This window comes from Dietzia massiliensis, assembly GCF_018390595.1.
Taxonomy (GTDB): Bacteria; Actinomycetota; Actinomycetes; order Mycobacteriales; family Mycobacteriaceae; genus Dietzia; species Dietzia massiliensis.
The window spans coordinates 1-427 of sequence record NZ_JAHBAV010000226.1; the positions used below are offsets into that span (position 1 = coordinate 1).

Below are 427 nucleotides of genomic sequence, written 5' to 3' on the forward strand. Positions count from 1 at the left end.
ACAAGTGGGAATAACAACAAGACAGAGATGAGATAACTGGTGTTGAAACGCATAGTGGATTTATAAAGATGGCTGAGGAAAGGGGGCATGAAAACCGTAGAGCGGTAGAGAGGAGAGGGGGGCGGTTTAGGTGCGCGGCTTGGAGTAGGAACCGATGAGGCGTCAAGACAGCAGCGTCGTCGGGATGAAGATCAGTAGCGTCAACACGATGATGATGACGTTTTGTGTGGCTTTGCGCACCAGTTTGCTGGCGCTCAGCCGGCTGTCGATGATGTAGAGCAGCGGCACCATCAACAGCACGTAGGCGAACATCAGCATGGCGGTAAAGGGCTGCAGGTTCATTCATGCTCCTCTTGTGCGTCATCATGGCCGATCAGGTGCCCCAGCACGGCCTCCGTCTGATGGGGCAAACCAATAAAATGCGCAG

General features: G+C 53.9%; 1 protein-coding gene. It reads right to left on the bottom strand.

What is annotated here, in order from left to right; all coding sequences use genetic code 11:
- Positions 1–162: 162 nt before the first annotated feature.
- A complete protein-coding gene (locus KHA85_RS20365; protein WP_213186694.1) occupies positions 163–342 on the bottom strand; it encodes a hypothetical protein in 180 nt (59 codons plus the stop codon).
- Positions 343–427 lie beyond the last annotated feature (85 nt).

Excerpts from the sequence above, each read along its gene's own strand:
- KHA85_RS20365 (WP_213186694.1), bottom strand. The coding sequence starts at position 342 with ATGAACCTGCAGCCCTTTACCGCCATGCTGATGTTCGCCTACGTGCTG.